Source organism: Streptomyces sp. TLI_146 (assembly GCF_002846415.1).
Taxonomy (GTDB): Bacteria; Actinomycetota; Actinomycetes; order Streptomycetales; family Streptomycetaceae; genus Streptomyces.
Genome location: NZ_PJMX01000001.1, coordinates 3,086,956 through 3,110,411, shown reverse-complemented (window position 1 = coordinate 3,110,411; position 23,456 = coordinate 3,086,956). Strand labels below are relative to the sequence as shown.

At 72.8% G+C, this 23,456-nt stretch carries 22 protein-coding genes; 15 read left to right on the top strand and 7 right to left on the bottom strand.

Going from position 1 to position 23,456, the window contains the following annotated elements; all coding sequences use genetic code 11:
* The first annotated feature begins 50 nt into the window (after positions 1 to 50).
* Positions 51 to 1,466, top strand: coding sequence for an aminotransferase class V-fold PLP-dependent enzyme (locus BX283_RS14170; RefSeq protein ID WP_180357151.1), 1,416 nt, complete (start codon positions 51 to 53; stop codon positions 1,464 to 1,466).
* Between the two features lie 396 nt (positions 1,467 to 1,862).
* On the opposite strand, the gene BX283_RS14165 is transcribed toward BX283_RS14170, so the two are convergent.
* The gene (locus BX283_RS14165) at positions 1,863 to 2,144 is read right to left on the bottom strand and encodes an Lrp/AsnC family transcriptional regulator (protein WP_067158275.1); all 282 of its coding nucleotides are present in this window, start codon (positions 2,142 to 2,144) and stop codon (positions 1,863 to 1,865) included.
* On the bottom strand, positions 2,141 to 2,884 hold the full coding sequence (locus BX283_RS14160; protein ID WP_101387981.1) for a rhomboid family intramembrane serine protease: 744 nt from the start codon (positions 2,882 to 2,884) through the stop codon (positions 2,141 to 2,143). Before BX283_RS14160 ends, BX283_RS14165 begins: the two co-directional genes overlap by 4 nt.
* A gap of 190 nt (positions 2,885 to 3,074) precedes the next feature.
* Here BX283_RS14160 and BX283_RS14155 point away from each other — a divergent pair, with 190 nt between their 5' ends.
* From BX283_RS14155 to BX283_RS14135, 5 genes are all read left to right on the top strand, one after another.
* The gene (locus BX283_RS14155; protein ID WP_101387980.1) at positions 3,075 to 3,320 is read left to right on the top strand and encodes a hypothetical protein; all 246 of its coding nucleotides are present in this window, start codon (positions 3,075 to 3,077) and stop codon (positions 3,318 to 3,320) included.
* A gap of 43 nt (positions 3,321 to 3,363) precedes the next feature.
* On the top strand, positions 3,364 to 4,725 hold the full coding sequence (locus BX283_RS14150) for an NYN domain-containing protein (protein ID WP_101387979.1): 1,362 nt from the start codon (positions 3,364 to 3,366) through the stop codon (positions 4,723 to 4,725).
* A 257-nt stretch (positions 4,726 to 4,982) separates the two neighbouring features.
* Positions 4,983 to 6,005 carry a C40 family peptidase gene (locus tag BX283_RS14145; protein WP_101387978.1) on the top strand — a complete coding sequence of 341 codons (1,023 nt, stop codon included), beginning with the start codon at positions 4,983 to 4,985 and terminating at the stop codon, positions 6,003 to 6,005.
* A gap of 252 nt (positions 6,006 to 6,257) precedes the next feature.
* Positions 6,258 to 7,274: an NlpC/P60 family protein gene (locus BX283_RS14140; RefSeq protein WP_101387977.1), complete on the top strand. Its 1,017-nt coding sequence runs from the start codon at positions 6,258 to 6,260 to the stop codon at positions 7,272 to 7,274.
* Between the two features lie 16 nt (positions 7,275 to 7,290).
* A complete protein-coding gene (locus tag BX283_RS14135) occupies positions 7,291 to 8,520 on the top strand; it encodes a hypothetical protein (protein WP_101387976.1) in 1,230 nt (409 codons plus the stop codon).
* Positions 8,521 to 8,535: 15 nt separating this feature from the next.
* Here BX283_RS14135 and BX283_RS14130 read toward each other — a convergent pair whose 3' ends face one another.
* Complete coding sequence (locus BX283_RS14130) at positions 8,536 to 9,060, bottom strand: PadR family transcriptional regulator (protein ID WP_101387975.1); 525 nt, start codon at positions 9,058 to 9,060, stop codon at positions 8,536 to 8,538.
* An 84-nt stretch (positions 9,061 to 9,144) separates the two neighbouring features.
* Here BX283_RS14130 and BX283_RS14125 point away from each other — a divergent pair, with 84 nt between their 5' ends.
* Positions 9,145 to 10,479 (top strand): MATE family efflux transporter, encoded by a 1,335-nt coding sequence (locus BX283_RS14125; protein ID WP_101387974.1) that lies wholly within the window; start codon positions 9,145 to 9,147, stop codon positions 10,477 to 10,479.
* On the opposite strand, the gene BX283_RS14120 is transcribed toward BX283_RS14125, so the two are convergent.
* Positions 10,437 to 11,672 (bottom strand): glycosyltransferase 87 family protein, encoded by a 1,236-nt coding sequence (locus BX283_RS14120; protein WP_101387973.1) that lies wholly within the window; start codon positions 11,670 to 11,672, stop codon positions 10,437 to 10,439. The two genes, BX283_RS14125 and BX283_RS14120, sit on opposite strands and share 43 nt — an antisense overlap.
* Positions 11,673 to 11,779: 107 nt before the next feature.
* Here BX283_RS14120 and BX283_RS14115 point away from each other — a divergent pair, with 107 nt between their 5' ends.
* Together BX283_RS14115 and BX283_RS14110 are read left to right on the top strand one after the other, a co-directional pair.
* Complete coding sequence (locus tag BX283_RS14115) at positions 11,780 to 12,922, top strand: glycosyltransferase family 4 protein (RefSeq protein ID WP_101387972.1); 1,143 nt, start codon at positions 11,780 to 11,782, stop codon at positions 12,920 to 12,922.
* 291 nt (positions 12,923 to 13,213) lie between these two features.
* On the top strand, positions 13,214 to 14,833 hold the full coding sequence (locus tag BX283_RS14110; RefSeq protein ID WP_101387971.1) for a GMC oxidoreductase: 1,620 nt from the start codon (positions 13,214 to 13,216) through the stop codon (positions 14,831 to 14,833).
* Positions 14,834 to 14,847: 14 nt separating this feature from the next.
* Here the strand turns inward: BX283_RS14110 and BX283_RS14105 are convergent, their stop codons facing one another.
* Positions 14,848 to 16,644: a long-chain fatty acid--CoA ligase gene (locus BX283_RS14105; RefSeq protein WP_101387970.1), complete on the bottom strand. Its 1,797-nt coding sequence runs from the start codon at positions 16,642 to 16,644 to the stop codon at positions 14,848 to 14,850.
* 271 nt (positions 16,645 to 16,915) lie between these two features.
* On the opposite strand from BX283_RS14105, the gene BX283_RS14100 reads away from it, so the two are divergent.
* The 6 genes from BX283_RS14100 (at position 16,916) to BX283_RS14075 (ending at position 21,835) form a co-directional block, all read left to right on the top strand.
* Positions 16,916 to 17,677: a metallophosphoesterase gene (locus tag BX283_RS14100; RefSeq protein ID WP_101387969.1), complete on the top strand. Its 762-nt coding sequence runs from the start codon at positions 16,916 to 16,918 to the stop codon at positions 17,675 to 17,677.
* An 89-nt stretch (positions 17,678 to 17,766) separates the two neighbouring features.
* Positions 17,767 to 18,240, top strand: a complete 474-nt coding sequence (locus BX283_RS14095; protein WP_101387968.1) for an SRPBCC family protein — start codon at positions 17,767 to 17,769, stop codon at positions 18,238 to 18,240.
* Between the two features lies 1 nt (position 18,241).
* Positions 18,242 to 19,423 carry an ArsA family ATPase gene (locus BX283_RS14090; protein WP_101387967.1) on the top strand — a complete coding sequence of 394 codons (1,182 nt, stop codon included), beginning with the start codon at positions 18,242 to 18,244 and terminating at the stop codon, positions 19,421 to 19,423.
* Between the two features lie 66 nt (positions 19,424 to 19,489).
* Positions 19,490 to 19,978, top strand: a complete 489-nt coding sequence (locus BX283_RS14085) for a DUF5304 family protein (protein WP_101387966.1) — start codon at positions 19,490 to 19,492, stop codon at positions 19,976 to 19,978.
* Between the two features lie 66 nt (positions 19,979 to 20,044).
* Complete coding sequence (locus BX283_RS14080) at positions 20,045 to 20,986, top strand: ROK family glucokinase (protein ID WP_101387965.1); 942 nt, start codon at positions 20,045 to 20,047, stop codon at positions 20,984 to 20,986.
* 78 nt (positions 20,987 to 21,064) lie between these two features.
* On the top strand, positions 21,065 to 21,835 hold the full coding sequence (locus BX283_RS14075) for an endonuclease/exonuclease/phosphatase family protein (RefSeq protein WP_101392328.1): 771 nt from the start codon (positions 21,065 to 21,067) through the stop codon (positions 21,833 to 21,835).
* Between the two features lie 294 nt (positions 21,836 to 22,129).
* On the opposite strand, the gene BX283_RS14070 is transcribed toward BX283_RS14075, so the two are convergent.
* The gene (locus tag BX283_RS14070) at positions 22,130 to 22,684 is read right to left on the bottom strand and encodes a hypothetical protein (RefSeq protein WP_101387964.1); all 555 of its coding nucleotides are present in this window, start codon (positions 22,682 to 22,684) and stop codon (positions 22,130 to 22,132) included.
* The gene (locus BX283_RS14065) at positions 22,677 to 23,456 is read right to left on the bottom strand and encodes a carboxylesterase (RefSeq protein ID WP_101387963.1); all 780 of its coding nucleotides are present in this window, start codon (positions 23,454 to 23,456) and stop codon (positions 22,677 to 22,679) included. Before BX283_RS14065 ends, BX283_RS14070 begins: the two co-directional genes overlap by 8 nt.

Below are 23,456 nucleotides of genomic sequence, written 5' to 3'. Positions count from 1 at the left end.
TGGGGCTTCACAGTCATTCCTTTCGCCTTGACCTGCCGGGAGATACCGCCATGTCCGCACGCCTTTCCACCGCCGTTTCCACCGCTGTTTCCGCCGCCTCCGCCGCCCCCTCCGTCGAGGCCTCGGACGAAGCCTGCTGTGCGGCGCCGCTGCCGGTGCTGGGCCGGGACGTCACCGTGCCGCTGGTCACCGGGGGCGAGGTGACGTACGCGGCCCTCGACTACGCGGCGAGCGCCCCGGCCCTCCAGCGGGTGTGGGACGACGTGGCCGCGTACGCCCCCTACTACGGCAGCGTGCACCGGGGCGCGGGCTACCTCTCGCAGCTCTCCACGGACCTGTTCGAGAACAGCCGGGCGGCGGTGGCGGAGTTCCTGGACTGCCGCCCGGGCGACCAGGTGGTGTTCACCCGCTCGACGACGGACTCCCTGAACCTGCTGGCCCAGGTGGTCCCGGCCGACTGCCAGGTGTTCGTCTTCGAGACCGAGCACCACGCCTCGCTGCTGCCGTGGCGGGACGCGCGGGTGACGTACCTCAACGCGCCGCGTACGCCGCAGCAGGCGGTGGCGACGCTGGAGCGGGCGCTCGCCGACCGCGACCCTTACGGCCCCGCTCTCGTCTGCGTCACAGGCGCGTCGAACGTCACCGGTGAGCTGTGGCCGGTGAAGGAGCTCGCGGCGGCGGCGCACGCGCACGGGGCGCGGATCGTGCTCGACGCGGCGCAGCTGGCGCCCCACCACCCCGTCTCCGTAAGGGAGTTGGACGTCGACTGGATCGCCTTCTCCGGGCACAAGCTGTACGCGCCGTTCGGCTCGGGCGTGCTCGCTGGGCGTGCCGACTGGCTCCAGGAGTCCGAGCCGTACCTCGCGGGCGGCGGCGCCTCGCGCAAGGTCGCCCGGCGCGCGGACGGCGGGGTGGACGTCGAGTGGCACACCACGGCGGCCCGCCACGAGGCCGGGTCCCCGAACGTGATCGGCGTGTACGCCATCGCGTCGGCGTGCAAGGCGCTCACCGAGGCGGGGTTCGAGGGACTGGTGGAGCGGGAGCGGCACCTGATCGCGAAGGTGCGGGAGGGGCTGGCGGCGGTTCCGGAGGTCCGCGTCCTGTCGCTGTTCGGCGACGACGCGCCTCGGGTCGGCGTGATCTCGTTCGTCGTCGACGGCTGGAACAGCTCGCACTTCGCGGCGGCGCTGTCGGCGGAGTACGGGATCGGGGTGCGGGACGGTCTGTTCTGCGCGCACCCGCTGGTACGCACGCTCCTCGGCAGCGAGCCGCAGGAGCCGGGCGAGTGCGGGGCGCCGGAGGCGGAGCCGGGTGAGCGGTCCCTGAACGCGATCCGCGTCAGCTTCGGGGCGGGGACGCCGGACGAGCATGTGGAGCGGTTTGTTCGGGCGGTGCGGGAGCTGGTGCGGGACGGGGCGAAGTGGTCGTACCGGACGGAGGAGGGCCGCTGCGTCCCGGCGGTGTGAGCTCGCCCCTCCCCGCCCCTTCCCTAAACCCTCCGGGGGTGGGTGGGGGGTGGAGGCTCGCTTCCCGGGGGCTTTGCCCCCGGACCCCCGTTGCGGGGCCTGCGGCCCCTGCACCCCGCCGTGTTCGTCTGCGGACCGTGGTGGGCCGGTCGCGCAGTTCCCCGCGCCCCTAACTACGCAGGGGCGCGGGGAACTGCGCGCTCAGCCACAGACGGTCCGCAGACGACAACGCGCCCGAACTACCCAGGGGCGCGGGGAACTGCGCGCTCAGCCACAGACAGTCCGCAGACGACAACGCGCCCGAACTACGCAGGGGCGCGGGGAACTGCGCGACCAGCCACCCACGGCCCGCAGGCGACAGCGCACCCAGAACCGGACCCGCCGCCCGCCCAAGGGCTAGGCATCCAGGCCGATGGCGAACGCCGCCTCCAGGTCGTGCTGGGAGTACGTCCGGAACGCCACGTGCGTGTCCGTGACCTCCACGCCGGGGATCTTGCTGATGCGGCCGGGGATGATGTCCGCCAGGTCGTCGTGGCGGGCCACCCGGACCAGGGCGATCAGGTCGTAGGTGCCGGTCACCGAGTACACCTCGCTGACGTTCTCCAGCGACGCGATCGACTCCGCGATCTCGGGGATCCGGTCCACGCTGGTCTTGATGAGCACGATCGCGGTGATCACGGCTGGTTCTCTCCCTCGGTGGCGGCCGACGCGGATGGCTTCGGTCGTTTCGGTCGTTTCACTCTAGCCGTCCCCCGGAACCGGACCCAGGCGTAGAGAAAGCCCAGGCCGAAGCCGACCAGATGGGCCAGGTACGCCACCCCGGGCCCGGCCGGAGCGGCCCTGACCGCCAGCCACTGGAGCACGAACCAGAAGACCAGCACCAGCGCCGCGGGAAAGCGCAGTGGCAGGAAGAAGAGGAAGGGGAAGAGGCTGGTCACCCTCGCCCGGGGGAACAGGTAGAGAAAGGCGCCCAGGACACCCGAGATCGCCCCCGACGCGCCCACCAGCGTCTGGTCGGAGGACGCGTGCGCCACCGCGTACGCGAGCAGGGCGAGGTAGCCCGCGCCGAGGTAGAACAGCGCGAACCCGATCCTGCCCATGCGCTCCTCGGCCATCACGCCGAAGACGTAGAGGAAGAGCATGTTCCCCAGCAGGTGCAGCCAGTTGCCGTGCACGAAGAGTGCGGTGAGGGGGGTGACGAGGGCGCCGGGGTCACCGGCCGTCAGTTCGTTCGGGATGACACCCCACCGGGCGAAATACGCGCTCTGCGCCGCGAGCAGCGCGTCCCCCGTCCCGTACGAGGGATTGAGGCCGGACACGGGGCTGACGAGGAAGACCAGGCAGCAGACGGCCAGGACGGTGTAGGTGACCGTCGGGCCGCGCACCGCCGCCGCGCGCAGGGCGCTCCACTCGATCATGAGCAGAGCATGGCGTAACCGGACCGAACGGTACAGACTGCCTCGCCGTGCCGGGGGGTACCCGGTAGGCCGTAGGGTTACGGGCAGTACATCCGCAGTTCGACGGCGCACCGCGAGATCCTGGACCATGAACCGACCGTGTACGAGGCCCGAGCCCCGGCGCGGAACCGTGGAAAGAGGTCAGCACCACATGACCAGCGTTCCCCTGCCCACCGCCACCACGCGGTGGCGCTGCACCCTCTGCGGCAATCTGACCCGTTTCGACGTCACCCGCTCGTCGAAGGTCGTCGAGTACGTCCATCTGGACCTCGCCGGAGAGCCGAAGGTCGAGGAACGCGAGGTGGTCAGTGAGACCATCGAGTCGGTGCGCTGCCGCTGGTGCAACGCGGTGGACCAGATCGAGCTGGTGGACAGGCCGGACGCCGGCGCGGAGTGAACGGGCCCGGACGGGCGACGGACGACAGTTGAGGTGACGGATCGTGGAGCATGCAAGCGGTGCCGAACCGGCCGGCGCGGCCGGTGACGGCCCCGCCGAGGTGCTCGACCGCCCGCTGCCCGAAGGGGTGCGGCGCAGGGTCGTCGCCCTGGTCTCGGACGCCTTCGGCGGGCTGACCGTCGGCGAACTGCCGTCGCAGTTGCGGCAGTACGCCCGTTTCACCCCGACTCGTCGTGCCAAGTTCGCGGGCAACGCCATGGCCGCCGCCCTGGAGTCCGACCCGGTCTTCCGGCAGCGGATCGGGGAGCGCCTGAAGGAGTCGCAGCCGGAGCTGGCGGGCGCCCTGGAGTCCGGCGCGCCGCCCGCGGCCGCCGACCCCGTCGACGTGGCGGCCGCCGCGTATGTGCTGCGGCCCACCGGCTGGGTCAAGTTGGTCGCCGCCGCGGGCGAGGAGGCCCAGCGCGCCGACGCCGAGCGCGCCGACGAGGAGGGCCGGCGCGAGCTGGAGCGGCTGCGCCGGGAGCTGGCCGAGGCGCACGAGCGGCTGCGCACCGAGCAGGAGGAGCTGCGCGCCGAACTGGCCGCGGCCCGCAAGGACGCCGAATCGCTCCAGCGCAAGCTGCGCAGCGCGCTCAGCGACGTCAAGCGCGGCGAGGCCGCCCTGCGCAAGGTCACCGGTGAGATCGACGGGATCAGAGCGGAGGCGGCGGCCCAGATGGCCGCCGCCGAGAGCGAGTCGCGGCGGATCAGGACCCGGCTGACCGAGGCCGAGGCGTCCGTCGAGGCGAGCCGGCGCGCGGTGCGCGAGGGCCGCTCGATCGAGGACATGCGGCTGCGGCTGCTGCTCGACACGGTCCTGGACGCGGCGTCCGGGCTGCGGCGCGAACTCGCCCTGCCCCCGGCCTCGGTGCGGCCCGCCGACACCGTGGAAGCGGTCGAACCGGGACAGATGACCCCGAAGGACATCGCGGCCCGCGCGCTCTCCGAGACCGATCCGGCGCTCCTGGACCAGCTGCTCGCGCTGCCGCAGGTGCATCTGGTGGTGGACGGCTACAACGTCACCAAGACCGGCTATCCGACGATGCCGTTGGAGAAGCAGCGGCTGCGCCTCCTCGGCGGCCTCTCCGTGCTCGCCGCGCAGACGGGCGCCGAGGTCACCTGTGTCTTCGACGGGGCGGAGCTGGCCGCGCCGGTGCTGCTCGCGCCGCCGCGTGGCGTGCGGGTGCTCTTCTCCAAGCCGGGGGTGACCGCCGACGAGCTGATCCGCCAGCTGGTGCGGGCGGAGCCGTCCGGGCGGCCGGTGGTGGTCGTCTCGACCGACCGCGAGGTGGCGGACGGGGTCGCCAAGGCCGGTGCCCGGCCCGTCGCGTCCGTCATGCTCCTGAAGCGGCTTTCGCGCGTCTAGCAACTCCTGCGTTCAATGCCCGAATTCGGGTGATCGGTTCCCAGCGCTCTGTCAAGTGCCCATTACTACGCGTGGGATGACTGTAAAGAATCCTCCCGGCGATCGAATTTTTTCCCATCAGGATTTGAACTGATCACAAGAGGGTCACTAGGGTCGGGGCTCGAACCTTCACGCGGTTGATCACCTGTCCGGGGTGACCGTGGAGGTCCCGCCGAGTCTGCGCTGTTCGGCGGCTGAGGAAGAAGGAGCTCGCCTTCGTGGCGTCCCACCGTCGACCCAAGCCCGCGAGCCGTACCCGCGTGACCGTGCTCACCGCTACTGCCGCCGCGGCCGTCGCTCTCACGTCCCAGGCCGCGCACGCGGACCCGAAGCCGTCGAAGAGCGAAGTGAAGTCCAAGGTCGACAAGCTCTACGACGAGGCCGAGCAGGCCACCGAGAAGTACAACGGCGCCAAGGAGAAGCAGGACCAGCTGGAGAAGCAGGTCGGCGCGCTCCAGGACAAGGTGGCCCGCGGGCAGGACGAGCTCAACAAGCTCCGCGACGGCCTCGGTTCGATGGCCTCGGCGCAGTACCGCTCGGGCGGCATCGACCCCTCGGTGCAGCTCTTCCTCTCCGCCAACCCGGACGACTTCCTGGACAAGGCGTCCTCCCTGGACCAGCTGAGCGCCAAGCAGACCGAGGCGCTCCAGAAGATCCAGGAGAAGCAGCGCAGCCTGGCGCAGCAGCGCAAGGAGGCGCAGGACAAGCTCAAGGACCTCGCGGACACCCGCAAGGAGCTCGGCACCAAGAAGGCCGAGACCCAGTCCAAGCTCGCCGCCGCGCAGAAGCTCCTCAACTCGCTGACCGCCGCCGAGAAGGCCTCGCTCGCCTCCGACGACGCCCGCGCCAACCGTGCCAACGAGCGCGCCGACCTCGGCCACGACGTGCCCGCCTCGCAGCGCGGCGCCGCGGCCCTGTCGGCCGCCCAGAGCCAGATAGGCAAGCCGTACGTGTACGGCGCCACCGGCACCGCCTCGTACGACTGCTCCGGGCTCACCTCCTGGGCCTACCGCCAGGCGGGCGTGAACATTCCGCGCACCTCGCAGGCCCAGGCCGGCGCCGGCACCCAGATAGGCCGCAGCCAGCTCAAGCCGGGCGACCTCGTGCTCTTCTACGGCGACCTCCACCACGTCGGCCTGTACGCGGGCAACGGCCAGGTGCTGCACGCACCCAAGCCGGGCGCCAGCGTCCGCTACGAGGCCATGGACAACATGCCCTTCCAGTTCGGTGTACGCATCTGATCCTTCCGGACAGATAACAACTCGGTTGCCGCCGCCCTCCGAACGGGGGAATTCCGGCGACCCACGCTGACGCCACGCCCCGCCGGTGACCTGTGTTCTCCGGCGGGGCGTCACTTTGCGTACACGCCGGGGTCTTTGGACCCCGTGTGGTCGCCCGGCTACTGTCCGGCGTGCGGTCCCCCCGTGACTCGTCCAACTCGTCCGCCCGCCCGGGCGGCAGGGGTCCGCACCAGCGGAAGGAGTGCGGCTTCCTTGGCGTCCCATCGCCGTCCCACGCAGTCGGGCCTCTCCCAGAGCACCCGGGTCACCGTCCTGTCCGCCGCGGCGGCCACCGCGGCAGCGGCCTTCGCGGCGCCCGCGAGCGCCGACCCGGGCGACACCGGCAAGGACCGGATCGACCGGCTCTTCGCCCAGGCGGAGGAGGCCACCGAGCAGTACAACAAGGCGGACGAGCACGCCGACCAGCTGCGCGAGCAGATCCACCAGGCCCAGGACGTGGTCGCCCGCGGCCAGGAGCGCATCAACCGGATGCGGGGCGCGCTCGGCGCGATCGCGGGCGCCCAGTACCGCGCGGGCGGCCTGGACCCCTCGCTCGCGCTGCTGCTCTCCGAGGACCCCGACACCTATCTCGACAAGGCCGCCGCACTCGACCGGATCGGCGAGCGCCAGAGCGCCGAGCTGCGCGAACTCCAGCAGGAGCAGCGGCGGATCGGCCAGAAGCGCACCGAGGCCACCCGCAAGCTCGCCGAGCTGGAGCGCAGCCGCGCCGAGGTCGCCCGGCACAAGCGGACCGTGGAGGCCAAACTCGCCCAGGCCCGCCGGGTGCTGCTGGCGCTGCCGACCTCCGAGCGCGCCGCCTTCGACCGCGTCTCGCGCTCCGGACGCGGCGAACTGCCCGACCTGAGCGGGGCGGTGCCCGCCTCCGGCCGCGCAGCGGCCGCCGTGGCGGCGGCCCGCCAGGCGGTGGGCAGGCCCTACGTCTGGGGCGCCAACGGGCCCTCCGGCTTCGACTGCTCGGGCCTGATGCAGTGGTCCTACGCCCACGCGGGCGTCGGCCTGCCGCGCACCTCGCAGGCCCAGCGGTACGCCGGGCGCCGGGTCCCGCTCGCCGAGGCGCAGCCCGGCGACCTGGTCGCCTACCGCTCCGACGCCAGCCACATCGCGATGTACGTGGGCAACGGCCAGGTGATCCACGCCCCCTACCCGGGCGCTCCGGTCCGCTACGACCCGGTGGGCATGATGCCCATCTCCTCCATCACCCGCGTGTGAACGTACGATCGGGAGGATGGCGTACGGCTGGCTGAGCGGCAGGTGGCGGCGGCGGGCGGCGGGATACGGTCTCGCCGCGCTGCTGTCGCTGTCGGCCTGCTCGGCCCCGGAGGCGGCCCCCGACCCCGTCACCCGCCAGGTGCAGCGCACCCTGGACGGGCGGGCGGCCGCCGTCCTCGGGCACGACGAGCGCGGCTATCTGGCCGCGCTCGACCCGGGCGCGGGGACGCTGCGGGACGCCCAGCGCGCCGAGTTCGCCAATCTGCGCCAGGTGCCGCTGAGCGCCTGGGCGTACCGGGTGACCGGGGTCAGCCGCACGGGCGACCGGGCCACCGCCCAGGTCGAGCTGCGCTACCGGCTCGACGGGTACGACAGCGCGCCGGTGACGTCGGCCAGGGTCGTCGAACTCGACGAGCGGGCCGGGCGCTGGTACGTGACGGGCGACCGGCCGGGCGAGGGCGCCGCCGAGCCGCTGTGGCAGCAGGGCCCGGTGGCCGTGGTGCGCGGCACGCACAGCCTGGTCCTCGGCGTCGGCCAGGACCGCCAGGTGCTCCAGCAGATCGCGCACACCGCCGACCGCGCGGTCCCCGCCGTCTCGGCCGCCTGGCCGGGCCGCTGGGCGGGCCGGATGGTGGTCCTGGTGCCCGCCTCGCTCGACGCGATGGCGGCGCTGCTGGGCGCGCCCCCGGCCTCGTACCGGGGGATCGCGGCGGTGACCACCGGCGAGGCGGGCGGGTCCGGGAGGGCGCCGGCGGACCGGGTGATCGTCAACCCCGAGGCGTACGGCGTGCTCGGCGATCTGGGCCGGCGGGTCGTCCTCACTCACGAGACCACCCATGTCGCCACCCGCGCCGACACCTCCACGGCGACCCCGATGTGGCTCTCGGAGGGGTACGCGGACTGGGTCGGCTACCGGGGCACCGGGCGCACCGCCGCCGAGGCGGCGCCCGAGTTCCAGCAGGCGGTGCGGCGCGGCGAGGTGCCCGCCGAGCTGCCCGCCGACGCGGACTTCGGCTTCGAGGGCGGCGCGGACCGGCTGGCGCGCGCGTACGAGGGCGGCTGGCTGGCGTGCCGCATGATCGCCGAGCGCTGGGGCGAGGCGAAGCTCGCCGCCTTCTACGCGTCGGTGGGCGGGCAGAAGCACCGCGAGGGCGCGCTGGAGAAGGCGATGAACGAGGAACTGGCCACCACGCCGAAGGAGTTCACGGCCCTGTGGCGCACTTACGTACGCGACCAGCTGGGCTGACCGGCTCCACGGGGTTCAGCCCTCCAGCTCGGCGATCGCCTCGGCCAGCCACCTCTTCTCCTCGGTGCCGGTCGCGCGGGCGATCCTGAGCATCCCCCGGCGGAACAGGTCGGGGCTCTCCTCGGCTCGTACGGGCTCGCCGTCACGGTAGAAGAAGCTCGCCGGGGTGTTCAGGAACGCCTGGCGGCGGCGGAGCACGGCGGCCTGCTCGGCGCGGTCGGGCAGCCGCCCGAGGAACGCGAGCACGGTGAAGAAGCGCTGCCCGTCGGTGATGTCGACGTCCTTGGGATGCCGCAGCCGCTCGTGCAGTTCGGCGCGGCCCGCCTCCGTCAGGGAGAGGATCCGGCGCGGGGCGGCGCCGGTGCCCGGGCCGGTGCGCTGCTCCAGCCTGCCCGCCTTCACCAGTCGCGCGATCGCCGGGTAGAGGGCGCCGTCGCTCACCGGCCGGACGTGGCCGCTCAGGCCCTTGATGCGCTCCTTGAGTTCATAGCCGTGCAGCGGTTCCTCGTCGAGGAACCCCAGGATCGTCAGCTCCAGCACCCACTTCTCCTTTCGGCGGGCCCATGGTATCTCTTTTCGCTGTACCTCGAATCGAGGTACAGCGAAAAGAGGGGGAGGGATCTCGTGTCACACCGCCGTCGGCTGGTCTCGCTCGCGTACCCGGTCTACTTCGAGCTCCTGGCGGGGGTGGCGGCCGGGGTGATCGACATGGTCTGGGTGGCCCGGCTCGGCGGGGACCCGGTCGCCGCGGTCGCCGTCGCCACCAATGTGGAGAACCTGCTGCTCGGCCTGATCCTGATGGCGGGCACGGGGACCACCGTCCTGGTCGCCCGGGCCAGGGGCGCCGACGACCCGGGCGGGATACGGGCGGCGGTGCGCGGCGGCTGGGCCCTGTGGGCGCTGATCACGCCGGTGGTCGCGGGCGGCGGCTTCCTCTGCCGGGAGCCGCTCGCCCGGCTGGTGCTCGGCGGCGCCGACGAGGCCGTACTCGCCCTGGCGTCCGGCTACTTCGCGATCGCGCTGCCCGGCACGGCGGTCTTCTTCGCCACCAATGTCGTCGACGGCATCCTCAAGGGCGCGGGCGACACCCGCACGCCGATGCGGCTCGCCTTCCTGGCCAACGGGCTGATCCTCGCCCTCGATCCGCTGCTGATCCTGGGGTGCGGGCTCGGCGTCCGGGGCGCGGCCCTCGCCACCGTGCTCGGCCGCTCGGCCGCGCTGCTCTGCGGCCTGGTGGCCCTGCGGCGCAACGCCGTGCTGAGAGCCGCCCGGCACGCGGTGCGGCCCACCGGCCTCGGCGCGGAGCTGCGCGCGACAGCGGCGACCGGGCTGCCGATGTCGGCCGACTTCGTGGTGCGGATGGCCGGTTCGCTCGCGCTCGTCGCGATCGTCGCCCGGGTCGGCGTCGGCGAGGTCGCGGCCTACGGCATCGCCACCAAGGCGATGTACGCGGCCACCATGGCCTTCTACGCCGTACGCCAGGCCGCCGCCATCCACACCGCCCATCTGCTCGGCGCCGGGCGGGACGAGCGGGTCGCGGTGGGGCGGCAGGCCGCGCTGGTCTCGGGGGCGCTGGGGCTGACGGCGGCGCTGCTGCTGCTCGTGTCCGCGCCCTGGATCATGGCCGCGTTCGGCGCCACCGGCCAGGTCGCGGCGGCCGGCACGCTCTATCTGTGCTGCCTCGGCCCGTACCTGGTGCTGCTCTCCGTCTGCATCGCCCTCGGCGGGGTCTTCGAGGGCAGCGGCGGCAGCCCGGCGCTCGCCGGGGTCACCGCGTGCGGCGTCGCCCTCCAACTGCCGCTCGCCCTTTGCCTGTCCGGGCTCGGGCTGCCGGGGATCTGTCTGGCGATGGCGCTGTCCATGGGGCTCCAGTGCGCCGCCGTCGCCCGGATGCACCGGCGGCTGCGCACGGCCGGTCAGCGGACCAGGACCGAGAACACCCGGGTGCGGACCTGCTGAACGGGCAGCGTGGGCCGGGGAACCGTGCCCCGCCACAGCCGCCGGCACGCGCTCACCGACGCCACGGCGAGGAGCCCGTTGCGTACGGACAGGAGCAGCACCCCCAGCCAGTCGCTCGCCACCACGTGCGAGAACCAGATCGGGAACTCCAGCAGGGTCACGCCCGCGGCGGCGAGCACCAGGTGCGCGGGCCGGGCCATCGGGGCGCCGCCGAAGACCAGGCACACCGCCGCCAGCCCGACCAGCCAGATCAGATACTGCGGGCTGATCACCCGGCTGGTGGTGGTGAAGAGCAGCACGGCCGTGAAGGCGGCGTCCGCGAGCGTGCTCGGCCCGGTGCGGCGCGCCCGCAGCCGCCACAGCAGCAGCCAGCCGAACGCCGCCGCCGTCAGCCCCATCGCCAGGGTGGAGACCAGCGGCACGTACGGGCCGAGGAACTCCACCGACCCGTAGTTGAGCTGCACCCGGCCGCGCCAGCCGAAGTGGCGGGCCACATGGAAGACGAGGGCGCCGAGCGACTCGACCTCGGTGCCGCGGTCGCGCTGGAAGGTGAGGAAGGCGAACGCGCCGGGCGCGACCGCGTGGCAGCCGAGCAGGAACACCCCGGCGGTGACGGCCGCCGCCGCCCACGCCCGGCGGGGTGCCCGGGCCAGCAGCAGCACCGGCCAGACCTTGAGCAGGGCGCCGAGCGCGGCGAGCGCGCCGAGCACCCGGGGGCGGCGGACCCCGGCGAGCAGCGCGGCCACCGCGACCGCCGTCACCATCAGGTCGTAGCGCGCGTACGCGGTGGGCCCGAGCAGCGGTACGCCCCAGACCCAGATCCGGGCGCCCGCAAGGGACTTGCCGGGGCGCCCGGCCGCGTACAGGAGCAGCCCCAGAACCAGCGCGTCGGCGAGGAGCGCGAGGACGAAGAAGCCCGAGGCGTAGTCGAGGAAGGGGACGGCGGCGGGGGAGAGGATCGCGAGTGCCGCCGCCGGCGGGTACTGCCAGGTGACGTCGTCCAGCGGATACGTGCCGGTCCGCAGCACCTCGTACCAGCCCTGGTAGATGACCGAGACGTCGCTCGTGACGTCCGGGCCCGGGACGAGGAGGACCCGGAAGACGCAGAGCAGCAGCAGACACCGGGTGACGGCGAAGACCGCCACCACGGACCGGATGCTCTTCGGGGTCCCTGTGCCGTTTCCCGCCGACATGCCCACCTCGTCCGTAAGACCGGGTTTCTGGAGTTTCGAGCAGTCATGATGCCGGGCGGGGCCGTGTGTGAGCGACGAGGCGGGGCCGTTCGGTACTGTCGGCGGCGATGCACAAGACCTTGATCGTGACCAATGACTTCCCGCCGCGCCCCGGCGGGATCCAGGCGTTCCTGCACAACATGGCGCTGCGCCTGGACCCCGAGCAGCTGGTCGTCTACGCGTCTACCTGGAAGCGGAGCCGGGAGGGCGTCGAGGCGACCGCAGCCTTCGACGCCGAGCAGCCCTTCACCGTGGTGCGCGACCGCACCACCATGCTGCTGCCCACGCCCCGGGTGACCCGGCGGGCGGTCGGGCTGCTCAAGGAGCACGGCTGCTCCTCGGTGTGGTTCGGGGCCGCCGCGCCGCTCGGCCTGATGGGGCCCGCGCTGCGCCGGGCGGGCGCGGAACGGCTCGTCGCCACCACGCACGGCCACGAGGCGGGCTGGGCCCAGCTGCCCGGCTCGCGGCAACTGCTGCGGCGCATCGGCGAGGGCACGGACACGATCACTTATCTGGGTGAGTACACCCGCTCCCGGATCGCGGCCGCGCTGACCGAGCGGGCGGCCGACCGGATGGTCCAACTGCCGCCGGGCGTCGACGAGAAGACCTTCCACCCGGACTCGGGCGGCGCCGCGGTGCGCGAGCGCCTGGGCCTGACCGACCGCCCGGTGGTCGTCTGCGTCTCCCGGCTCGTCCCGCGCAAGGGCCAGGACACCCTGATCCTCGCGATGCCCGCGATCCTCGCGCGGGTGCCGGACGCGGTGCTGCTGATCGTGGGCGGCGGCCCGTACGAGGCGGACCTCCACAAGCTCGCCCAGGACACCGGCGTCGCGGACTCGGTCCGCTTCACCGGTGCCGTCCCCTGGGCCGAACTGCCCGCGCACTACGGCGCCGGCGACGTCTTCGCCATGCCCTGCCGTACGCGCCGGGGCGGCCTCGACGTCGAGGGCCTGGGCATCGTCTACCTGGAGGCCTCGGCGACCGGCCTGCCGGTGGTCGCGGGCGACTCGGGCGGCGCGCCCGACGCGGTCCTCGACGGCGAGACGGGCTGGGTGGTACGCGGCGGCTCCCCCGAGGAGTCGGCCGACCGCATCACCACCCTCCTCCAGGACCCGGACCTGCGCCGCCGGATGGGGGAGCGGGGGCGGGCGTGGGTGGAGGAGAAGTGGCGCTGGGATCTGCTGGCGGGGAGGCTGAGGTTGTTGCTGTGAGGGTCGGCTGGGCCCGGCCTGCACCTGCGGGCCGCCGGTGGCCGGGCCCGGCCTTCGTCTGCGGACCGTGGGTGGCTGGTCGCGCAGTTCCCCGCGCCCCTAGGTAGTCCGATGTAGCCGGAGAACCCAGCTCAGCCACAGGCCTTTAGGGGCGCGGGGAACTGCGCGAGCAACCCACCACACACCCGCAGACGAACCCCGGGCCCAACACACTCCCACCTCTGACGGTCACTCAGATTTAAGACAACGTGAACTCTGGGCGGAAGCCCGAATTCCGCCCATGCTGCGCGCATGACACCGAATCTGACGCGCCGTCACCTCCTGGGACTCGGCGCCCTCCAGACCGCCGCCCTGCTGGGCCTGACCCGGCTCACCCTCGACCCCGCCCGCGCCGCGCAGGCGCAAGCCGCCACCCACACCCCCGCCCTGGTCATCGGCTCCGGCTACGGCGCCGCCGTCGCCGCCCTCCGGCTCGGCCAGGCCGGGATCCAGACCCTCGTCCTGGAGATGGGCAGACTCTGGGACACCCCCGCGGGGGACGGCAAGGTCTTCTGTTCGACCTCCGCCCCGGACCAGCGATCGATGTGGTTCCGCACCCGCACCGAGGCACCTCTGGCCACGTTCCTCTGGCTCGATGTCGTCAACAAGAGCATCAGCCCCTACCCCGGCGTCCTGGACCGGGTGAACTACGGCGACATGTCCGTGTACGTGGGCCGCGGCGTCGGCGGCGGCTCGCTGGTCAACGGCGGCATGGCCGTCACCCCGCGCCGCGACTACTTCGCGGAGGTCCTGCCGCAGGTCGACGCCGCCGAGATGTACGCCACGTACTTCCCGCGCGCCAACGCCATGCTCGGCGTGAACACCGTCGACCCGGCCTGGTTCGAGTCCACCGAGTGGTACAGGTTCGCCCGTACCTCGCGCAAGGCCGCCCAGAACGCGGGCCTGAAGACCGTCTTCGTACCCAACGTGTACGACTTCGGGTACATGAAGCGCGAAGCCGCCGGCACCGCCGTCAAGTCCGCGCTCGCGGGCGAGGTGATCTACGGCAACAACCACGGCAAGCGGTCCGTCGACAAGACCTACCTCGCCGCGGCCCTGGGCACCGGCAAGGTCACCATCGAGACCCTGCACCACGTCCGCGCGATCCGCAGCCAGCCCGACGGCACCTATGTGGTCACCGCCGACCGCACCGACCTCACCGGCAAGGTCGTGGAGACCCGCGAGATCGGCTGCGGGAAGCTCTTCCTCGGCGCCGGCAGCCTCGGCACCACCGAACTGCTGCTGCGCGCCCGCGAGACCGGCGCGCTGCCCGCCCTCGATCCGGCCGTCGGCACCGGCTGGGGCACCAACGGCAACATCATGACCGCCCGCGCCAACCACATGTGGGACACGGTCGGCGCCAACGAGGCCACCATGCCCGCCCTGGGAATCGACGACTGGGACAACGCCGCAAACCCCGTCTTCGCCGAGATCGCCCCGCTGCCGATGGGCTTCGAGCACTGGGTGAGCCTGTATCTGGCGATCACCAAGAACCCGCAGCGCGGCACGTTCACATACGACCCGGCGACCGACTCGGCCAGGCTCAACTGGACCAGGGCGCAGAACCAGCCCTCGGTCGACGCCACCAGGAGGCTCTTCGACCGGATCAACCTCAAGAACGCGACGATCTACCGGTACGACCTGTTCGGCAACGACACGCCGTTCGCGGACGGCTTCTGCTACCACCCGCTCGGCGGCTGCCCGTTGGGGCGGGCGACCGACGGCTACGGGCGGGTGAAGGGGTATCCGGGCCTCTACGTCACCGATGGAGCCCTGATCCCCGGCTCCATCGGCGTCAACCCGTTCGTCACGATCACCGCGCTCGCCGAGCGCAACCTTGAGCGCGTCCTCGCGGAGGACGTGCCGCGCTGATCACGGCGTAGCCCTCAGTGGGCGTAGATCGCCTCGATCTCGTCCGCGAAGTCCTTCGCCACGACGTTGCGCTTCAGCTTCAGCGACGGGGTGATGTGCCCCGCCTCCTCCGTGAACTGGGAGGTGAGAATGCGGAATTTCCGCACCGATTCCGCCTTGGAGACCGCAGCGTTGCCGTCGTCCACCGCTCGCTGCACCTCCGCGAGCAGCTCCGCGTCCTCCCGCAGCGCGGCCGCCGTCGAGCCGGCCGGCTTGCCGTGGTCCGCGGCCCAGTGGGACAGGAACTCCTCGTCGAGCGTGACCAGCGCGCCCACGAACGGCCGCCCGTCGCCGACCACCATGCACTCCGCGACCAGCGCGTGCGCGCGGATGCGGTCCTCGATCACCGCCGGGGCGACGTTCTTGCCGCCCGCCGTGACGATGATCTCCTTCTTGCGGCCGGTGATCGCGAGGTAGCCGTCCTCGTCGAGGGTGCCGATGTCACCGGTGTGGAACCAGCCGTCGGCCAGCGCCTCGGCGCTCGCCGCCTCGTTGTTCCAGTACCCCGTGAACAGGTGCTCGCCGTGCAGCAGCACCTCGCCGTCGTCCGCGATGCGCACCACGGAACCCGGCAGCGGCTGCCCGACCGTGCCGATCTTCTGCCGGTCCCACGGGTTGAACGCGGTCGCGGCGCAGGACTCGGTGAGGCCGTACCCCTCCAGGACCGTGAAGCCGATGCCCCGGTAGAAGTGGCCGAGCCGCTCGCCCAGCGGGGCGCCGCCGGAGATGGCGTACTCGCCCTTGCCGCCGAGCACCGCGCGCAGCTTGCTGAAGACGAGCTTGTCGAAGACCTTGTGCTTGAGCTTGAGGCCGAGCGAGGGGCCCTGCGGCGTGCTGAGCGCGCGGCTGTAGGCGATCGCGGTGTGCGCGGCCTTGTCGAAGATCGCGCCCTTGCCGTCGGCCTGCGCCTTGGCCCGGGCCGCGTTGTAGACCTTCTCGAAGACGCGCGGCACACCGAGGATCAGCGTCGGCCGGAACGAGGCCAGCTCGTCGGTGAGGTTCTTGATGTCCGGTACGCAGCCGAGCTTGATCGGCGCCATCACGGACGCCACCTCGACGAGCCGTCCGAAGACGTGCGCGGCGGGCAGGAAGAGCAGGACCGAGCACTCGCCGGTGCGGAAGAGCGGCTTGAGGCGCTCCACCACGTTGCCGCACTCCGCGAAGAAGGCGCGGTGGGTGAGCACACAGCCCTTGGGGCGGCCGGTGGTGCCGGAGGTGTAGACGATGGTCGCCGGGTCGTCGGCGTGCGCCGAGGACATCCGCTGGTCGAGCAGCTCGTCCGAGATGTCCGAGCCGGACGCGGTGAGCTGGGCCACCGCGTCCGCGTCCAGCTGCCAGATGCCCTTGAGGGCGGGCAGCGCGGACTGCACGGAGGTGACGGAGGCCTGGTGCGCCTCGGACTCGACGACGCACAGGGTCGCGCCGGAGTCGCCCAGGATCCACTGGATCTGCTCGGGCGAGCTGGTCTCGTACACGGGGACGGTGACCGCGCCCGCGCTCCAGATCGCGAAGTCGAGCAGCACCCACTCGTAGCGGGTGCGGGAGAGCAGGGCCACCCGGTCGCCCGGCTCGACGCCGGCGGCGATGAGGCCCTTGGCCACACCGCGGACCTCGGCGAGGAACTGGGTGGCGGAAACGTCGGTCCAGCGTCCCGCGACCTTGCGGCCCATGACCGCGACATCGGGATGCTGAGCGGCATTGCGGCGGATCAGATCCGTCAGGTTGCCGTCCGTGGGGACCTCGTACAGGGCCGGAAGGCTGAACTCGCGCAAGACTGCTGCTCCTCATCGGGCGCCGGTGCCACGGCTCTGTGTGACGCACCGGCTGCGGTCCAAGATCGGGCAGGTGCCCGGAGAACCCGTGGGGGCGGCGCTCCGAGCACGACTGGACTGCCCGGACGTTACCCACCGGTAGTGGGTTCCCGATAGGGGGTCCTGGTCAGATGTTCGCTGCGTCACACGGTTTCACGCCGCATCGCGCACAGTAGTCCACTCCTTTCGCGACTCGGAAGTAACCGCAGGTCCGGCGGCCTAGGGTGGCTCCATGCGAGTACATGTGGTCAGCGATGTGCACGGGAACACCGAGGGTCTGGCGAAGGCGGGCGACGGCGCGGACGCCCTCGTCTGCCTGGGTGACCTCGTCCTTTTCCTCGACTACGCCGATCACTCACGCGGGATCTTCCCCGACCTCTTCGGCGTCGAGAACGCCGACCGGATCGTCGCCCTGCGCACCGCCCGCCGCTTCGAGGAGGCCCGTGACCTGGGCCGCTCCCTGTGGGCCGGACTCGACCGGGAGGCCGCCATCGAGTCGGCCGTGCGCCGCCAGTACGCCGAGATGTTCGCCGCCTTCCCCACCCCGACGTACGCCACCTACGGCAATGTCGACATACCGACCCTCTGGCCGCAGTACGCCGGACCGGGCACCACCGTCCTGGACGGCGAGCGGGTCGAGATCGGCGGGCGCGTCTTCGGCTTCGTGGGCGGCGGGCTGCGCACCCCGATGCGAACGCCCTATGAAATCTCCGACGAGGAGTACGCGGCGAAGGTCGAGGCGCTCGGCGAGGTCGACGTGCTCTGCTCGCACATCCCGCCGGACGTCCCCGAGCTCTGCTACGACACGGTGCCCCGCCGCTTCGAGCGCGGCTCGCGCGCCCTGCTCGAAGCCATCCGCAGGACCCGGCCCTGGTACGCCCTGTTCGGCCACGTCCACCAGCCGCTCGCCCGCCGGATGCGGATCGGCCGCACCGAGTGCGTGAACGTCGGCCACTTCGCCGCCACCTCCCGCCCCTTCGCCCTGGAGTGGTGATCCGGGCTCCGGGCAAAGGCCCCGGCGGCACGCGATAGCCTGCACTTCTGTCACCCCACACCGGCCCGCGCACTGGAGGAGCCACGACGATGGCGGAACACACCAGCTCGTCTATCACCATCGAGGCGGCACCGGCCGAGGTGATGGGGGTGATCGCCGACTTCGCCCGCTACCCGGAGTGGACCGGCGAGGTGAAGCAGGCCGAGGTGCTGTCCCAGGACGCCGAGGGCCGGGCCGAGCAGGTCCGGCTGGTGCTCGACGCGGGCGCCATCAAGGACGACCACACCCTCAAGTACACCTGGGACGGCCCCCACAAGGTGAGCTGGAGCCTGGTCAAGTCCCAGATGCTGCGCGCCCTCGACGGCTCGTACGCCCTCGCCGCCGCCCCCGGCGGCCATACCGAGGTCACCTACCAGCTGACCGTCGACGTCAAGATCCCCATGCTCGGCATGATCAAGCGCAAGGCCGAGAAGGTCATCATCGACCGCGCGCTCGCGGGCCTGAAGAAGCGCGTCGAGAGCGGCGCGGCGGCCGGTACCGCCGACGGGGCCGAGAAGGCCTGACGTGCGTACGGTCCTCGTCACCGGTCCCGGCGGCGCGGGCCGCACCACCGTCGCCGCCGCGACCGCCCTCGCGGCGGCCCGGCGCGGGGAGCGCGCCCTGCTCCTGAGCGCCGACCGTGACGACCCGCTCACCCCGCTGCTCGGCGGCGAGGAGGTGGCGGGCCTGGACGTCGTACGCATCGACTCCGGCGCCGACTTCCGCACCGAACTGCTCGCCCTCCAGGACCGGGCCGGTGCCGTCCTGGAGCTCCTGGGCGCCGGCCGCCTCGACGGCGAGGAGCTGACCGAGCTGCCCGGCGCCGAGCAGCTGGCCCTGCTCAAGGCCCTGCGCGAGACGGCGGCGGGCGACCACGACCTCGTCGTCGTCGACATGCCGCCGGTCCACCAGAGCGTCGCCGCCCTCGCCCTGCCCGGGCAGCTGCGCCGCTATCTGCGCCGGCTGCTGCCGCCCGAGCGGCAGGCCGCCCGCTCGCTGCGCCCGGTCCTCGCCCAGCTCGCCGGAGTCCCGATGCCCGCGCAGTGGCTGTACGAGACGGCCGCCCGCTGGGACGCGGAACTCGCCGCCGTCGAGGCCGTGGTGGCGGACCCGTCGACGACCGTACGGCTGGTCGCCGAGCCCACCCCGACCGCCGCGGCCGCCCTGCGCACCGCCCGCCTGGGCCTGGCCCTGCACGGGGCGGCGCCCGACGCGGTGATCGCCAACCGCGTACTGCCCACCGGCTCGGCGGACCCCTTCCTGGCCGCTCTCTCCGGGCAGCAGCAGTCCGTGCTCAAGGAGCTGGCCGAGGAGTTCGGCGCCGCAGCGCTGCACGAGGTCCCGCACCTGGGCCGCGACCCTCGGGGCGCCGAGGAGCTGGACGAGCTGATCGACGGCCCGACCGGCGAGGTCGGCCTGTGGTCCGAGGGCGGCGCCTCCCCGCGCCCCGAGCCCTGGCACGTCGAGGACCGGCTGGCCGACGACGGCGTCCTGGTGTGGCACCTGCCGCTGCCCGGGGCCACCCGCGACCAGCTCGGTCTGGTGCGGCGCGGCGACGAACTCCTGCTCACCGCCGGCCCGTTCCGCAAGATCGCCACCCTGCCCTCGGCGCTGCGCCGCTGCACGGTCTCCGGCGCCGGGCTCACCGACGGCGTCCTGCGGATCCGGTTCACCCCGGACCCGGATCTGTGGCCCCGGACGCGCTGAACGCCGTACCCCCATTCGGGTAACGTCGAGAGAACAGACCCTTCTCTTCAGTAGCTGGAGTCCGCCATGAGCGAAGCCACCGAGCGTCCCGCCCCCGACGCGGATGCCTGGGCCGACGCGTGCGCCGAGGACCTCGCAGCGGAGAAGGCCCGCCGCCGCGCCGCCTACGGCCCGCCGCCCGGCTCGGCCGCCGAGGAGCTGCGCAAGCTGGTCGACGCCGTCGCCGACAAGGTCGCCTCCTTCCAGTCCTCGCTGCCCGGCATGGCCGCGCAGAGCGCCGTGCAGCAGCTGATCGGCCAGGCGAAGGCCGTGGTCGAGCCGGTCATCGAGCGCAACCCGCAGGTCTTCGACCACCTCGCGGCGGCGGGCGGCGAGCTGCTGGCGGCCTACCGCTCGGCGGTCGAGGGCCATGAGCGCCGCTGGGCGTCCGGCGAGCCTTCCGGTACGGCCCGGGGCGGGTCCTCGGGTGGGTCGTCGGGCGGTCCTTCCGGCGGGCCGAAGAAGGGCGACGGCGGGGCGGGCGCGGGGCCGACCGAGCACATCGACCTGGACTGACTGACGGGTGCCCGCCCTCGGGTACGGTTGGCCTTAGCGGGGCTCGACCGAAAACTGAGGGACTTAATGGGACTCACCATCGGCGTCGACATCGGCGGCACCAAGATCGCGGCGGGAGTGGTCGACGAGGAGGGCCACATCCTCGAGACGCACACCGTGCCCACGCCGCCGACCGCTGACGCCATCGTGGACGCGATCTGCGCCGCGGTCGAAGGGGCCGGCCAGGGTCACCAGATCGAGGCCGTCGGCATCGGCGCCGCCGGATACGTCGACGACAAGCGCGCCACCGTGCTCTTCGCACCCAACATCCACTGGCGCCACGAGCCGCTGAAGGACAAGGTCGAGCAGCGGGTCGGACTGCCGGTCGTCGTCGAGAACGACGCGAACGCGGCGGCCTGGGGCGAGTACAAGTTCGGCGCGGGTCAGGGCCACGAGGACGTCATCTGCATCACGCTCGGCACGGGCCTGGGCGGCGGCATCATCATCGGCAACAAGCTGCGCCGCGGCCGCTTCGGCGTGGCCGCCGAGTTCGGCCACATCCGCGTGGTGCCCGACGGGCTGCTGTGCGGCTGCGGCAGCCAGGGCTGCTGGGAGCAGTACGCCTCGGGGCGCGCGCTCGTGCGGTACGCCCGCCAGCGCGCCAACGCGACCCCCGAGAACGCCGAGATCCTGCTCGCCCTCGGCGACGGCACGATCGAGGGCATCGAGGGCAAGCACATCAGCGCCGCCGCCCGGCAGGGCGACCCGGTCGCGGTGGACTCCTTCCGCGAGCTGGCCCGCTGGGCGGGCGCGGGCCTGGCCGACCTGGCCTCGCTCTTCGACCCCTCGGCGTTCATCGTCGGCGGCGGCGTCTCGGACGAGGGCGAGCTGGTCCTCGACCCGATCCGCAAGTCGTTCCGGCGCTGGCTGATCGGCGGCCAGTGGCGGCCGCACGCGCAGGTGCTGGCGGCGCAGCTCGGCAACAAGGCGGGTCTGGTGGGCGCGGCGGATCTGGCGCGCCAGGGCTGAGTGCCCGGCCGCGCACGGCAGTTGAGCGCCCGTCGCGTCCCTCACGGACGCGGCGGGCGCTGCTCTATGTTGTGCCCCATGCCGCTCACGGATCTTCCCGCGTCCCGTACGGAGAACGGCTCGGCCGTGATCCGCGTCCTCAGCTACAACATCCGCTCGATGCGCGACGACACCGCGGCGCTGGCCCGGGTGATCCGCGCCTGCGACCCGGACCTGGTGCTGATCCAGGAGGCCCCGCGCTTCTTCCGCTGGCGCAAGGCCGCGGCGCGGCTCGCGGCGGCGTGCGACCTCGTGGTCCTGAGCGGCGGCGCGACGGCGGCGGGGCCGCTGCTGCTGTGCTCGCTGAGGGCGTCGGTGGAGCGCACGGAGGACGTCCTGCTCCCGCTCACACCCGGCCTGCACCGGCGCGGGTTCGCCTCGGCGGTGGTACGGATCGGGGGCGCGCGCCTGGGCGTCCTCAGCTGCCACCTCAGCCTCCAGGCGGACGAGCGCGAGGCGCAGGCGGGGCTGCTGCTCGATCACCTTGGGGCGCTGTCGGTGCCTTACGCGGTGGCGGGTGGCGATCTCAACGACCGGCCCGACGGGCGTGCGTTCCGCCGGTTGGCGGGGGCCCTTCAGGACTGCTGGGCGGTCCGTCCCTGGGGCGGGGAGCACACCTCGACTCCCCTGGACCCGCATCAGCGGATCGACGCGGTCTTTGCCACGGAGGGGGTGGAGGTGCTGGGGTGCGGGGTTCCCGTGGGGCTGGCGGGGGTGTCGGAGGGGGATCTTGTGGCGGCTACGGATCATCTGCCGGTGCTGGCGGCGGTGCGGGTGCCGGTGGATTCCCCCACCCCGCCCCTTCCCTGAACCCTCCGGGGGTGGGGGGTGGCTGGGCCTCGGGGCCCCGGGCGGGGCCTGCGGCCCCCTTACCCCGGCTGGGGAGGGCGGGCAAGTGAGGCTTCGCCCCGACCCCGCTTTTGTCTGCGGACCGTGCCGGGTTGCTCGCGCAGTTCCCCGCGCCCCTAACTGCCTAGGGGTGCGGGGAACTGCGCGCTCAGCCACCCACGGTCCGCAGACGACAGCGTGCCCCGAACCATCCAGGGGCGCGGGGAACTGCGCGACCAGCCCACCACTCAGCCGCAGACGAACTCCGGGCCAAAATCACACCACCGCGCCCCGGCCCGGGTCGTCCTCGTCCTCGTCGTCCTGGCTCATCCGCGCCACCAACGTCGCGAAGCCGCCGATGAAGCCGCCCACTCCCAGCGTGGTGAGCCACCACGTGAACTCCCACTGGAGCACCGCCGCCAGCAGCATCAGCAGCGGGCCGCCGATCACCGCCAGCCACGCGAACTTGGCCGTGACGTCGGTCTCCGGCAGCGGCGGCGGCTCCGGCGGGATGAAGTGGCCCTCGTCCACGTCGTCCAGGTCGGAGTCCGACGGCTCCGCCACGCTGAAGTCGCGCGGCCCGCCCACGCCGGGCGCGAAGACCACCGAGCTGCCCAGCGGCTTCGGCTCGGGCGGCTCGGGGGCCGCGGGCGCTTTCGGCGGCGGCGTGTCGTTGCGGTCGCCCTCCAGCAGTGCCAGGTCCTCCACCGACTTGAACGGCTTGGCCCCGGGCGGGTCGGACGGCTCGTCGCCGTACCCCGCCACGATCGCCGCCCATGCGGCGTCCTCGTCGATCGGCTGCGGCTCGCGGTCCGCGTCGTGCTCAGCCACCGGTCGTGCTCCCCTTCTTCCCGACACTCGGAGCGAGGCGGCCGATGAACGCGTAACTCTCCTCGAAGATCCGCTCCGCATCGTGGTCCAACGTCGCCACGTGGTAGCTCTGTTCCAGCAGGATCTCGGTGACGTCCGTGGAGGAGACCCGGCCCAGGATCCGCGCCGAGTCGGCCGGCGGCACCACATGGTCCTGCGGGCTGTGCAGCAGCAGCATCGGCTGGGTGACCTGCGGCAGCTCGCGGTCGACCTGCTGGAAGAACCGGCGCAGCGAGTGCGCCGCGTGCAGCGGCACCCTGTCGTACCCCACCTCCGCCGAGCCCTCCTTGGCGATGTCGCTGGCGATCCCCTTGGTGGAGCGCACGAAGTGCCGTACGACCGGCAGCGCGTGCGCCGCCACGCCGTGCACCTTGTTGCCGGGGTTGACGACCACGACGCCGCTGACCGCGTCCCCGTGCCGGGCCGCGAGGCGCAGCGCCAGCGCGCCGCCCATGGAGAGCCCGAAGACGAAGACCTGGCTGCAGCGCTGGAGCAGCTCGCCCAGTGCCCGGTCCACTTCCGCGTACCAGTCCTGCCAGCCGGTGAGCTGCATGTCCTGCCAGCGCGTGCCGTGTCCGGGCAGCAGCGGCAGCTCGACCGTCAGACCGCGCTCGGCCAGGAAGTCGGCCCACGGGCGCAGCGACTGCGGGGAACCGGTGAAGCCGTGGCAGAGGAGGACGCCGACCTCTCCGCCCTCGTGGCGGAACGGCTCGGCTCCAGGGAGGACGGGCAC